We start from the raw sequence: 11,796 nt of genomic DNA, 5'->3' as shown, positions 1-11,796 counted from the left end.
ACAAGCTCCCGTATTTGCTTACATATCCATCGTGGCCCCAGGGGCAGACGGGTCATTGCAAGAGGGAAAATTATTAAGCATTCCTTGGACTATTAGTCCTCTGAGATGAGCAGCTCTTGATTGCCCTTATCCATAAGCATTTTCCTTATGCCAAGGAAGTTATGACCTTGATGAAGCGCTGGCCATAGAGCTCCAGCTTATGTTCGCCAACGCCATTGACTTCGATCATGCTCTGCTCATCTGTGGGACGACGATGGGCCATATCATGCAATGTTTTGTCCGAGAAAACGATGTATGGAGGTTTACCTATCTCACGGGCAATCTGGGTACGCAGCTCCCTGAGCGCTTGAAACATTGCTTCATCGGCCGGATTCAGCGAGGAATTCGCTCTCCCATCCCCTTGAGAAGCGACACGGCTGGTATGAGAGTGATGGGAACGACTATCGCCACTATATGACGTACTCAAGTCGGAAACAGCACCTCCACGGAGCACGCTAGTAATGGCATAACTAAAGTCGGGGCTCACAGTTTTTGCAGCCAGAGCTCCGAATTTGACCAATGGTAAACGTCCCTCAGTGATCAGCAGGTAATCGTCTGCGCTCATTTGATTAATCACATCACGAATCACTGCTTCGTTGATGTCGCGCAATTTCCCATAACTTGGACAGCGATCAAGACCACGTTTAAGCACGTCCTGCGCTTGCGAGCCACGTAATACTCTGACTAACATCCCCGTGCCGAAGTTCTGTCCAAGATCATGCACGCAACGACTGATCATCTGCGCAATGTCTGTTACGTCGACGGATGTCACAGTTCCTAAACAATTTGAGCAATTTCCGCAGCCTTGACAGCGGCTCGCCTCAGTATTCGACTTTCCTAGACTCTTAGTGCGTGATGTGCTGCCAGCATCGATATCAACTGCAGCTCCATCAGTAATACCGCCACTTTCCTGCCCAAAATATCGCAGTATGTAAGCGTGCAGGCAGTCCACCGTCCGGCAATAGCCAATCATGGCACCCAACAACTTGCGTCGATGCGAGCGCACGAATTCACCTTCTTCGGCACTGAGCCGATCGTTTGCATTCCCCATATCCAGCAAACGTCTGCGTGTAACGATATCTGACTCATTCCACAGCAATGTGCATCGAGCTGCCTCACCGTCACGCCCAGCTCTGCCGGCCTCTTGGTAATAGGCTTCAATGCTCTCTGGCATGTTGTGATGGATAACGAAACGGACATTTGATTTATCAATGCCCATACCGAAAGCGTTGGTGGCAACAACCACTTGAATATCATCATTCACAAAGGCTCGCTGTGCTTGAGCACGATCCTCTGGAAGTAAACCAGCATGGTACGCAGCAGCTGTCACGCCCACCTGACGCAGTTCTTGAGCCACCGCGTCGGTTTCTTTGCGCGTAGCACAGTAAATAATTCCTGAGTCATTGGCATGCTCCTGCACATACCGAGTAATCCACTCAGATTTTTCTTTGCTACTTAAACGTATGACGTCAAGGAACAAATTAGGCCGGTCAAAACCAGTTACGGTCATCACCGGATCATGTAAATTCAGCATTCTCACAATATCGGCGCGCACCTGCTCAGTTGCAGTGGCTGTAAACGCTGCGACAATCGGGCGTTTAACAAATCCTTCAATGAATCCACCGATATCCAGATAAGACGGTCTAAAATCCTGACCCCACTGCGAGACACAGTGTGCTTCATCCACTGCGATCATCGCGATATTCAAGTGTTCGCAAAGTTCTCGGAAAGATGGAGCCGCTAGACGCTCTGGTGCCACATACAACAAGCGCAGCTTTCCTTGTGCTGCTTGTGATATGACTGCGCGCTGCTCATCAGTACTCTGCGTTGAGTTGACAAAAGCGGCGGCAATTCCGGCATCATCCAAAGCATCAACTTGGTCACGCATCAGCGAAACGAGTGGTGATATGACTATGGTTACGCCATTCATCACGGTTGCGGGCACCTGATAACAAATCGATTTCCCCGCACCCGTAGGCATCACAGCTAACGAGTCATGACCAGTTAAAATCGCATCAACCACACGGTCCTGACCCAAACGAAAAGAATCGTAACCAAAATACGTATGTAGAGCATCAAGCGCTTGTTCGTTTGGGGTCATATGCTCAGTTTATGGGTTTATATTCCACTTAGCGTGTCGAATTTGAGCGCTACGAGATGAGCATTCACGTTTGTGTAGGGTCTTCAAAAAAGATATGTCTTGAACGAATATGTAAACATTGAAATTCCGCCATTTTCATTGTTACGATACTGGCGTAGACACTGAAAATCCCTACACAATCGACTTTCGGGAGGAATATGTTCAAGGATGCATATACGCAAAGCGTGTACGAGCAAGTAACGCAACGAGACAGTGAGCAGAAAGAATTTCTGCAAGCAGTACGTGAGGTGCTTGAATCAATAGAACCCGTTCTGTTGCAACATCCTGAATTTGCATCACAGGGTGTGCTTGAACGTCTAGTCGAACCTGAGCGTTGCATACAATTTCGTATCGCGTGGACAGACGATCAAGGCAACACGCAGGTAAATCGCGGATACCGCGTCCAATTCAATTCAGCACTAGGCCCATATAAAGGTGGGCTCCGCTTTCATCCTTCGGTTAATCAGTCCATCGTGAAGTTCTTAGGCTTTGAGCAAATTATGAAGAATGCGTTGACTGGACTGCCAATGGGTGGAGGCAAGGGTGGCGCCGATTTCAATCCAAAAGGGCGAAGCGACGCGGAAGTGATGCGTTTTTGCCAAGCCTTCATGACCGAATTGCAACGTCATATCGGACAGTTCACCGATGTGCCTGCTGGAGATATCGGTGTCGGAGGACGCGAGATTGGATATCTGTTCGGTCAGTACAAACGGATCCGAGATGAATTCACCGGCACTTTGACGGGGAAAGCGCTAGAATTCGGAGGGTCTTTGGCACGTAACGAAGCCACAGGATACGGCCTATGCTACTTCACTGACGAGGCCATGAGTTCCATTCGTGGAGACTCACTAGCTGGTAAAACTGTTTCCATCTCAGGCTCAGGTAATGTAGCCATCTTCGCTGCTGAGAAAGCTCAGCAACTCGGCGCAACAGTGGTGACGCTTTCAGATTCGAGCGGCTATATTCATGATTCAGAGGGCATCCAAGTCGATATAGTTAAAGACATTAAATTTAATCGTCGAGGACGCATCAAGGAATATGCGCAACTCGTTCCTTCAGCAGAATATCGCGATGGCTACGAAGGTGTGTGGTCGATACCATGCGATGTTGCACTCCCCTGTGCCACACAAAACGAACTTGATATTGACAGTGCAAAAACGCTAATCGCCAATGGCTGCACTGTAGTATGCGAGGGTGCCAATATGCCCACCACTCCAGAAGCCATCGAGGCACTGCAGCAGGCAGGTGTGATCTATGGGCCAGGGAAGGCAGCAAACGCTGGTGGTGTTGCTGTCTCTGGCCTAGAAATGAGCCAAAATTCACAGCGTTTACCGTGGAGTTTCGACGATGTTGATCAGCGTTTGCACACTATTATGGTTGATATTTTCCATACATGCGCTGCGGCAGCCGACTCATATGGATCAAAGAATGACTTGATGCGCGGAGCAAATATCGCAGGCTTCTTGAAAGTGGGCAATGCAATGATTGCTCAGGGAGTGTTGTAGAGCGCAAGCATGCCGGCACCATCACTCCAATAATTTCAGCACACGAGAGATGATCGTCCCGTCACCCTTAACACATCTCAGCCAGATTATAAGCGAGCTTAGGATGACGGGCGGTACTACTTGAGTGTGGCCGCGGCAATCAGTTGTTTCGTGTATTCCTGCTGGGGATTATTCAACATTGCATCGGCTTTTCCATATTCAATCACTGCACCATCACGCAATACCACAATTGAATCGGCTATATGCTGCACCATCCCCAAGTCATGAGAGACCAGCAGCATAGTCATAGGATGCACTGATTTGGCACTACGTATGGCTTCTAGAGTATGCAGTATCTGTATACGAGCGCTCATATCTATGGCACTCATAGCTTCATCAGCTAACAACACACGAGGCGAAGAAACTAGAGCACGAGCAATCGCGACACGTTGAGCTTGTCCTCCTGATAAATCCATAGGATAACGGTCGAATAGCAGGCTATCGTCTAGGCTCACACGTCTCATTGCTTCTCGTGAGCGGCGCTCAATCTCCGCTCGTGATGGAGCGTTGGTCTGCAACTCAAGAGTCTCACCAATCGAACGTCCAACAGTCCACCTGGGATCAAGGGAAGAGAAGGGATCTTGAAAAACAATCGAAGACTCTTGGCGTATGCGTTTAAGCGCCGGGGATGCTTTGGAAAGCTCTTCACCTCTGTATCGCACAATTCCTGAATCAGCACTTCTCAGTCCCAACAGTATGCGAGTTAGTGTCGTTTTCCCAGATCCAGAAGCACCGATAATTGCCAGACATTCCCCTTCGCGTACACGCAGTGAAACGTCATTGAGAGCGATTATCCCATGAGACTTACTACTATTTGAGAGCGTATTCAGCATGCTTGCTGGTGAAGATTCTCGTTGCGCGTGCCTTGCCAAATGTGCACGCCAGTTGGAGGTATAACACTTCATCAGGTGTTCGGCTTCAAGAATGACTGCACCCTCTGGTGAGGCTGCCAGCGAATCAGGATTAGGATTCATCATCACGTATCTCCCTCAGCTGCTCCGATTGAAAGGTGAGCTCAGTCGCAGCATTTACCAGAATCTTAGTGGCAGAATTCTGAGGTGCATTGAGGAGGTCGCGTGTGAGACCTTCCTCCACCAACACTCCTTCATCCAACACCGCACATCGAGTTGTGGCACGCGACAGTACCGAGAAATCATGAGTGATGAACAGCATCGAAGCCCCTGAGTCATCAACAAGCGACACCAGAACATCAACAATCTGTTGTTGAGTAATTGAATCCAAGGAAGTGGTCGGCTCGTCAGCGATGATGAACTTTGGCGAGGTCACTAGTGCCGTGGCTATAGCCACGCGCTGCTGCTGACCGCCAGAAAGCTGATGAGGATACTTATCGGCAACTGCCTCGGACAAATCAACTCGACGCAACATATCAATCACTCGTTTTCTGATGTGCTCTCGATCTAGCTGGTAGTGCAATTTCAAAGGCAGCGCCACTTGCTCAAAAACACGCTGGACTGGATTCAACGCAGCAGATGGATTTTGCATCACCAGACCTGTTGCACTCCCCCTGATTGCAGCAAGACTGCGTTCGTCAGTATTAACGATTTGCTGTTGCCCAATACGGATGGAACCTTGGACATGTGCAATGGGTGGAAGCAGACCAAGACATGCTTTGGCAATCATGGATTTTCCTGAGCCTGAAATCCCAATCAGACCTACGCGTTCACCATCGCCGATATGCAAGGAGACACCTTTGACAATATTTTGACCTGCGATAGCAATCCTCAAGTCATCAAGATTCACGGACATGAACTTCCTCCTGCATCTCTGTATTCATTGAAGCAATGGGATTACGCAGACGAGGATTCGACAGTGGATCGACTGCATCGCGTACAGCATCACCCAAGAGATTCAGCGCAACCACAACTACGGTGACCACCAGTCCTGGCCAGATCACTGCAAAAGGATACACGTTGATGAATTTCACCGAGGTGGCAAGGGAATGGCCCCACGAAGCGACCGAGCTGGGTACTCCTATACCAAGGTAGGTCAATCCCGATTCAGCTAAAATGACCGTCCCCGCACACATAGAGAGTTGCACCAGTAGAATCGGCAAAATATTGGGGACGATATGTCTTACAAACACTCTGCTTGCACTGGCACCGTTTGAAATCGCTGATTCAACATAAGCAGATCGTGCCACCAGCAGAGCTTGTGGTCGCACGATACGTGCCAGATTCAGTGAATAACCAAAAGAACAGGCCACTACAATCACCATAATGCTAGGGCCGAAAGGTACTGCGAGAATCAGCGCCACCAACACCGTCGGTAGCGAGATTAGGGCATCAATGATAACAACAGCAAGTTGCGAAAGTCCTAGATGAGATGACAACATGGCGGCAACCAACAGCAGGCCACATATAGCAGTGAGTATCACGGCGAGCACCACAATGAGAAGATTGGTGGCTGATCCAGCCATCAGCCAGCTCAATACATCAGCTCCACTACCATCAGTGCCAAGAAGGTGCTGACGTGAAGGTGACTGCCACACATGAAAGCCGTCAGTGGCCCATAAGGAATACGGCGTCCAAAGCAGTGACAGCATGGCCACCAATAGCCAACAAGACATCACTATCAACGAAAAACGTCCGGTCGCCGTACTCCATAGTGAAGTCAGCACAATGATGCTTCGACGTCTTTTCACTGTCACACTCTCCCTTTTACTGTTCTCAAGCGTGGATCAATGAGCTGATGCACCACATCTACTAGCAGACCTATGGTCAGGAAGAATGCCGATAACAGGAACAGTTCACTCTGCACTGTGAGCAAGTCTCGATTACCAACGTCAGTAATCAGCATCGAACCTAGACCTTGTAGTGCAAAAAGGTTCTCGACAACCACAACACCGGTGATCATTTCCGCAAGAGTCAGACCGATTACTGACACCAGCTGAGGAGCAATAATCCGCAGACCAATGCGTAAAGTCGCTTGGCGTCGAGTCATACCGCAGGCTCTGCCCATATCAATGAAAGAGGAATCCATCACCTCATTAAGCGCCGATCGGGTATATCGCATGATGCTAGCGGCAACAATAATGCCGACAGTCATAGCTGGCAAAAACAAGGACATCGTAGCTTGTATAGGACTGGCCCATCCCTTTAAGGGAAAACCTTGGGAGGGGAATATGCCGATAAGCCCCACTCCTCGTCCGAACAACAAGATCAGCAACAGACCACCCCAGAGTGCGGGAATGGATCCACCGACGATGGAGATCACATGAAAACTTTGGCGCGAACGCTTGCTGGTAGCCAATGCGCCTGCGCACCCTGAAGGTATGCCAATCAGTAAAGCGATTAGCATACCAATTGCAATCAGCGGAAAGGTAACTTGTGATCTCACAGCGATTTGTGCACTAATGGAGCGCCCTGTGAGCAGTGAAGTACCGAAATCCCCTCTCAATACGCCAGTAAGCCAACTACCATATTGCTCGGGGATAGAACGGTTCAGTCCCAACTGCTCACGAAGCGTCTCGACTCGCTGAGGTGTGGCATTGACACCGGCCATAACGGACGCCACATCGCCTGGAAGAATACGCAAAGCCGCAAATACTAACAGCGACATTCCAAACAAGGCCGCCAAAAACAACAGCAGACGCTTGACGACAGCAAGCATGAAATCTCCTTAGTTGCCCTATAGCGAATTCTTGACGAATAGGCTACTCATCATGATGACGTGTACCTCAGCACTGTAATCCTTTAGCACAGACTTCATGATCGAACATAAACAAGATTCGACAGAGGCAACAAGGATTGGTTCAGGTTCACTGGGAATCCGCTTACACCTTTCGCATAGGCCGTGGTCACTCGATAGTTGAACAACCAGTCAGCAGGCGCATCCTCACTGACCAAACGTGCCGCCTGGCGCAAGTAGGATTCCTCCTCGGTATCACTCGTAGCCGCGACCGCTTTCGCATAGAGATCCTGAACCGTGGGGTTGTCATAGTTGTAGTAATAGTCAGGGTCAGCCCACTGATAAAAGTCGTGACTTTCGTTATGGTCCACCAATGAAAGGTCATAATCCTTATTGGTGTACACATCTTGTAACCATGCAGAGAACTCCACAACATTCACCTGAAGATCTATGCCGACCGCTTTCAACTGAGATTTCAATTGATCACCGATTTCTGTCCCATAAATATTCGCATACTCAAAACGTAACTTGAGAGGATTCGCTGTTGTGTAACCTGCTTCAGCAAGCAGCGACTTCGCTTTGGTGGGATTATATGGATACAAATCAGTCAAATCCTCATACCCTGGATCCAGGGATGGGATTGGCCCGCCGAGAGCAGCATCTGAACCACCCCGAGCTGCAATCAGCTCCTCATTATTTATCGCGTATCTGATTGCCTGTCTTACACGCTTATCTGACGTGGAAGCTCCAGTGGAGTTGAACGCAAGCACAAACTTGTCAGTATCATCACCAGCTTTTACGACGTAATCATCATTATTGGAGAAGGTTGAGGCGAGATTTTCAGTGATTGGTGCCAGTACTTGCACATCACCACTTTTGAGTGCATTAACTGCTGCATTATCATCAGCAAAATATCGGATGATAATCTCTTGTGTTTTCGCTTTAGCGCTACCCCAATACTTAGCATTGGCGGTGAGTGTAATGGAATCGCCTTGTCTAAATGAACTCAGTAAGAAAGAGCCAGAGCCTATTGCCTGAGTTTTGGCATCATAGCTGGCATCTTTGTCAAACACCAATCCTGCCCTACCAGTGAGCGCCCAAAGCAAAGCGGAATAGGGTTTATTGAGTGTGATGACCACAGTGTTATCGTCTGTTGCTGTAATCGACTTCATAGTCGACAACACATCTGCATCAGTGTATTGCTTATCAACCAGCTCTTGGATGGACCACACCACATCCTTAGCGTCAAGCACGTCTCCATTGGAGAAGTTCATATCGGTATTAAGTTTGAAAGTATATGTCAGTCCATCATCAGATTTGCTCCATGATGAGGCGATGGCTGGCACTACTTTGTTTTCCGAAGAACGTGCTACAAGGCCCTGATACACGTTACCAATGAGCACCTGATCGAGCGCTGAACCCGACTCATTGCGGATATCAAGATTCGTGGGCGCCAACTTCAATCCGACGGTGACGCTTTTCGCCACAGTGCCTGTAGCTGTTGGCGTGGAACGCAGAGATGAGAATACCCATGCACCTGCCGACACTGCAATCACGACGATAACCGCGATTAATACCCACAACCAGCTATTACGTCGTTTCGGGATCTTACTGGCAGCGTTCAGTGTCTCATCAGTGCTTCCAGATGCTGTGATATCTGATGCTGCGGATGTTGGCTCAGTGTAATCTACTTCAGCATTACCTGACGTGTTATCACTCGGCTCAGCACTATCCGGATTACTATTTTCCGGTTCAATGTTTTGTGACATTCTTACTCTCTTTTGAACAAGGCTTCTATGAGAGCGTCAACAAACATCACAGCAGACATCGTTGAGATTCCATGCTGATGCAATCACAAAAGCTACGATTGGCCGCCCGAGTTCGGGTCGACCACCTCAACCCATTTTAACAATGGACATAGAATTTGTGATGATACTACTGCGATTATGCTGAGAACAGGACTTACATCTCAACAATCACTACTGTGATGACCAATGTCTGTTGCCGGACTACCTGCCTCAGACCTTTCGTACACCCGAAGGAGATTTTCATGCTAGTTGCCGTTGACATTGGAAACACCAACATCGTCCTAGGATTCATGGATCATTCGACTATCGCAGGCAGCTACAGAATAACCACGAAAACCAGCCGATCATCCGATGAATATGGCTTAATGATTAAGGAATTCCTTAACATGAGCGGATACAAAGTTGATGATGTCGATGACGTCATTATCACTTCTGTGGTACCCAAGGTGATGTATTCCTTCCGTTCGGCCATCATTAAATTCTTTGATATCGAGCCGATGATTGTTGGTCCTGGAATCAAAACAGGTATCAACATTCGTATGGATGATCCCGCTTCTGTTGGCGGTGACATTCTTGCAGGCTGTGCTGGTGCTCATTTTGTGTATAACAGTCCGGCACTTATCATCGACTTTGGTACAGCCACCACCTATGCTTACGTTGATGAATCTGGCGCTCTGACTGCAGGGCTGATAACCGTGGGTATTCAATCAGGAGCTTCAGCGTTGTGGGGACAAACCGCTCAACTGCCCGAAGTAGAAATCATTAAACCAGATTCAATACTTGCTTCCAGCACACGTTCGGCTATGCAAGCCGGCTTGTATTACAACTTCCTCGGTGGCGTGGAACGCACTATTGCACAATTTAGACAAGAGTTGGACAGCGACTTCAAAGTCATAGCTACAGGTGGCCTCGGTCGTGTGTTCGCTCATGACACTGATGCGATTGATATTTATGATCCGAACTTGCTGTTTAAGGGCATGGCACTGATTTATGCGCGCAATGTGCACAACTAGCTAAACGTTGTATTGCGAATCAATCCGCTCAACCTGAACTCGGGCGAGATATATATAGCAATTAGGGGCTGCGCAAGGAATTTTCCCTTGTGCAGCCCCTAATTGATGTTCTGTCTGGTTACTTAACCGTATACCCTTGGCTTTCAGCATAGCTCTTCAGATTCTTCTGCCAAGCCGCTATCCCCTGCTCGAGAGTAATCGATTTATCGGTAAAGGCCCCGCCAACATCATCTGCAAACACACCACGCGCATATACCTCAAATGGCAGGAATTTATATCCTGTAACCACATTCGCGGCTGCTTTGGCTAGTTCCTTATTGAACTCCTGACCACCGAAGTACTCATTATCTTTGCCATCAGCATCTTTCACAGATGTCATGCTCAAAAATGACTCAGAAGCCAGGCTGTCATTGTCAGCTGGGAAGGCCCCGCCATCTACGCGTTCTTTGATACCGGCGGCATTATGCGTCGCATACTCCAAGAACTTGTAGGCAGCCTTGACTTTGGCTTCGTCATCGGACTTGATAATAGCCAAAGATGATCCTCCGTTCTCGGAGTTCTCTGTACCACCTTGCTCCCAAGTAGGCATCTGGGCAATCCTCCACTTGCCGGAACCATCAGGAGCACCTGAAAGAAGGTTGTAAGGCATCCAAGCACCAGTCAGCAAAGATGCGATTGAACCATCATTCAGACCTTTATTCCAATCGTCCGTCCATCCGGCGGTTTTGGTGTCGATGAGATCCTCATCAATCATCTTCTGCCAGAAATCCGTCCACTTCTTGACGCCACTGTCGGATGTGAGATTAATGCCAACCTCTTTGCCATCTTTACTGGTGGAGAATGGTGTAGCTCCAGCTTGCCAAGTCATCGAATCAAAGAAGCCCGCATCCCCCGAATCTGAGGTGATATATGAACCGGTTGCACGAATTTTTTTTGCAGCTTCATAGAATTCGTCCCAAGTTGTAGGAATCTGCGTAACACCGGCCTTGTCGAATACTTCTTTATTGTAGAAAAATGCCATTGGGCCAGAGTCAAGTGGTAGACCGTAAACGCCTCCATTGATGTTGACAGAGCTCCATGTGCCTGGTGTGTAGAAGTCTTTGTAGTCAGAGGCACCCAAATCAGAAAGGTTCTGAACATTCTCCCTAATCACATACTCTGGTAACGCGTAATACTCGATTTGCGCGATATCAGGAGCACCCTTCCCTGCTGACATGGCGTTGTTTAGAGCAGTGTACTCATCCTTGTTCGTTCCTGCGTTGGTAATCTTGACAGTGATATTGGGATTCTCTTTCTCAAAACCGGCAACAGTCCGAGATAATGTTGAATCCCATGACCAAACTAGTACTTCGGTTTTGCCACTGCCTGAATCGCTCGCGTTGCTCCCCGACCCACCACATGCAGCCAATGGCGCGAGCATCACCACAGTTCCTAATATTGCAACCGCTCGTTTGCTGAACTTCATCGTTCACTCTCCTTTTTGTAAGCCCACCAAATCTTCATTGATCGGCTAAGCACACACTTCCCGAACGCATTTCTCGTTATAAATTCGACTTCAAACCAGTCGTCTTGTATCGTTCATGCTAACGATAACATCACTGAGC

9 protein-coding genes are annotated in these 11,796 nt (G+C 48.5%); 2 read left to right on the top strand and 7 right to left on the bottom strand.

The window, feature by feature from the left end:
• Positions 1-145: 145 nt before the first annotated feature.
• The gene (locus LKI20_RS04525) at positions 146-2,140 is read right to left on the bottom strand and encodes a RecQ family ATP-dependent DNA helicase (protein WP_291770479.1); all 1,995 of its coding nucleotides are present in this window, start codon (positions 2,138-2,140) and stop codon (positions 146-148) included.
• 197 nt (positions 2,141-2,337) lie between these two features.
• On the opposite strand from LKI20_RS04525, the gene gdhA reads away from it, so the two are divergent.
• A complete protein-coding gene (gene gdhA, locus LKI20_RS04520) occupies positions 2,338-3,684 on the top strand; it encodes an NADP-specific glutamate dehydrogenase (protein WP_291770478.1) in 1,347 nt (448 codons plus the stop codon).
• 116 nt (positions 3,685-3,800) lie between these two features.
• On the opposite strand, the gene LKI20_RS04515 is transcribed toward gdhA, so the two are convergent.
• The 5 genes from LKI20_RS04515 to LKI20_RS04495 form a co-directional block, all read right to left on the bottom strand.
• A complete protein-coding gene (locus tag LKI20_RS04515; protein WP_291770477.1) occupies positions 3,801-4,700 on the bottom strand; it encodes an ABC transporter ATP-binding protein in 900 nt (299 codons plus the stop codon).
• Entirely contained in the window at positions 4,687-5,490 is an 804-nt protein-coding gene (locus LKI20_RS04510; protein WP_291770476.1) for an ATP-binding cassette domain-containing protein, read from the bottom strand. Before LKI20_RS04510 ends, LKI20_RS04515 begins: the two co-directional genes overlap by 14 nt.
• Positions 5,474-6,391 carry an ABC transporter permease gene (locus tag LKI20_RS04505; RefSeq protein WP_291770475.1) on the bottom strand — a complete coding sequence of 306 codons (918 nt, stop codon included), beginning with the start codon at positions 6,389-6,391 and terminating at the stop codon, positions 5,474-5,476. Before LKI20_RS04505 ends, LKI20_RS04510 begins: the two co-directional genes overlap by 17 nt.
• Positions 6,388-7,353, bottom strand: a complete 966-nt coding sequence (locus LKI20_RS04500; protein WP_291770474.1) for an ABC transporter permease — start codon at positions 7,351-7,353, stop codon at positions 6,388-6,390. The genes LKI20_RS04505 and LKI20_RS04500 overlap by 4 nt, the downstream gene beginning before the upstream one ends.
• 95 nt (positions 7,354-7,448) lie before the next feature.
• A complete protein-coding gene (locus LKI20_RS04495; protein WP_291770471.1) occupies positions 7,449-9,140 on the bottom strand; it encodes an ABC transporter substrate-binding protein in 1,692 nt (563 codons plus the stop codon).
• Positions 9,141-9,421: 281 nt separating this feature from the next.
• Between LKI20_RS04495 and LKI20_RS04490 the strand changes: the two genes are divergently transcribed.
• Positions 9,422-10,192 carry a type III pantothenate kinase gene (locus LKI20_RS04490; RefSeq protein WP_291770469.1) on the top strand — a complete coding sequence of 257 codons (771 nt, stop codon included), beginning with the start codon at positions 9,422-9,424 and terminating at the stop codon, positions 10,190-10,192.
• A gap of 118 nt (positions 10,193-10,310) precedes the next feature.
• Here LKI20_RS04490 and LKI20_RS04485 read toward each other — a convergent pair whose 3' ends face one another.
• A complete protein-coding gene (locus tag LKI20_RS04485; RefSeq protein WP_291770467.1) occupies positions 10,311-11,657 on the bottom strand; it encodes an ABC transporter substrate-binding protein in 1,347 nt (448 codons plus the stop codon).
• Positions 11,658-11,796 lie beyond the last annotated feature (139 nt).

It is taken from the genome of Bifidobacterium sp., from assembly GCF_022647885.1.
Lineage (GTDB): Bacteria > Actinomycetota > Actinomycetes > Actinomycetales > Bifidobacteriaceae > Bombiscardovia.
Note: the sequence above shows the minus strand (reverse complement) of the source record. Positions and strands in the feature narration are given on the sequence as shown.

What these genes read in the sequence shown, in the direction of transcription:
- LKI20_RS04525 (WP_291770479.1), bottom strand. Translation starts at nt 2,140, where the DNA reads ATGACCCCAAACGAACAAGCGCTTGATGCTCTACATACGTATTTTGGT.
- gdhA (WP_291770478.1), top strand. Translation starts at nt 2,338, where the DNA reads ATGTTCAAGGATGCATATACGCAAAGCGTGTACGAGCAAGTAACGCAA.
- LKI20_RS04515 (WP_291770477.1), bottom strand. Translation starts at nt 4,700, where the DNA reads ATGATGAATCCTAATCCTGATTCGCTGGCAGCCTCACCAGAGGGTGCA.
- LKI20_RS04510 (WP_291770476.1), bottom strand. Translation starts at nt 5,490, where the DNA reads ATGTCCGTGAATCTTGATGACTTGAGGATTGCTATCGCAGGTCAAAAT.
- LKI20_RS04500 (WP_291770474.1), bottom strand. Translation starts at nt 7,353, where the DNA reads ATGCTTGCTGTCGTCAAGCGTCTGCTGTTGTTTTTGGCGGCCTTGTTT.
- LKI20_RS04495 (WP_291770471.1), bottom strand. Translation starts at nt 9,140, where the DNA reads ATGTCACAAAACATTGAACCGGAAAATAGTAATCCGGATAGTGCTGAG.
- LKI20_RS04490 (WP_291770469.1), top strand. Translation starts at nt 9,422, where the DNA reads ATGCTAGTTGCCGTTGACATTGGAAACACCAACATCGTCCTAGGATTC.
- LKI20_RS04485 (WP_291770467.1), bottom strand. Translation starts at nt 11,657, where the DNA reads ATGAAGTTCAGCAAACGAGCGGTTGCAATATTAGGAACTGTGGTGATG.